This window comes from Candidatus Symbiopectobacterium sp. NZEC135, from assembly GCF_025962695.1.
In genome coordinates this window covers 1-1,146 of record NZ_JAGFPF010000606.1, presented here as the reverse complement: position 1 = coordinate 1,146, position 1,146 = coordinate 1, and the positions used below count along the sequence as shown (strand labels likewise).

Here is a 1,146-nt window from a genome sequence, read left to right as displayed (position 1 = left end):
ATCATCGTTCATCCTGGTTCAGGGTGTTTTTGCAAGAGTGACGCCAACCGGGTTGCCAGCTTGTTACTGATTTAAGACAGCAGCCTTCTCAAAACGAGAAACCGCCGCGCTGCTGCCGTTGTTACGCATTGAGCAATAATAAATCGCTATCCATCGGCCATGAGCGCAGCGCGTTAGCGAGCAACCGCGCGATGTAGCGGTGCAGAGGGGAAGATCGATAACGGTGCAGAGCGTCGATTTTTTGCACTGTTAACGAGAGTAGCGATAAGGCGTTGCTATTTCTCGCTTTGAGAAACGACGTTTGATACCCCGCCGTTGGCGTGAACGCCCGGCAAGGTAAACAGGCGGCAGGTGTTGCGATACAGCGCGTCCGCTATCACCTCAGGCGGTTCTGAACGCAGCTCACACAGGGTGTGAAACACATTGGCGGCACGCTCGGGGCGATTGGGGTGTCCCTGAAAACCGTTAAGCGGCATATCGGGCGCATCGGTTTCCAGCAGCAGGCTATCGAGAGGAAGGCGAGAAATCGCCTGACGGGTTTTATTGGCGCGTGGATAGGTGATGGTGCCGCCGACGCCAATGCAGTATCCCAACTTGATAAAGGCCAGCGCCTGCTGCTCGCTGCCAGCAAAACCGTGTACCACGCCTTTGCGCGGCACATCGATACGGCGCAACAGCTGCGCCAAACGATCGTGAGTGCGTCGGGAGTGCAGCATCACCGGCAAGTCGTAGCGCTTCGCCAACGCCAGTTGCGCTTCCAGAAGTTCGCATTGGCGTTCGAAACGGGGCTCGGCCATATACAGATCCAGCCCGATTTCTCCCACCGCGATCAGTCGGTCATCCCGTTGACGCAGCTGCTGTTCGAGCAGATCCACATCGCTATCCTGATGATGGGCAATATAGAGTGGGTGTAAGCCAAGCGCGGCATAGATTTCAGGATGAGCCTGCGAAAGCGCAGTGATGCGCGCAAAATAGCGGGACTCAACCGCAGGCACCAGGATATGCGTTACCCCTGCCGTTGCGGCGAGCGCGATATTTGCCACTTCATTTTCGCTCAAGGGCGGAAAATCATAGTGACAATGGGTATCTATAAAGGAAAAGCGCCTGTGGGAATTATCCATGCCAGAGTGCAACGTCAACGTAGGG

Annotated in this window: 1 protein-coding gene; it reads right to left on the bottom strand. The window is 55.8% G+C overall.

The features are described from left to right. Positions 1–275: 275 nt before the first annotated feature. Positions 276–1,121, bottom strand: coding sequence for a TatD family hydrolase (locus J5224_RS29120; RefSeq protein WP_264628560.1), 846 nt, complete (start codon positions 1,119–1,121; stop codon positions 276–278). Between the last annotated feature and the right edge of the window lie 25 nt (positions 1,122–1,146).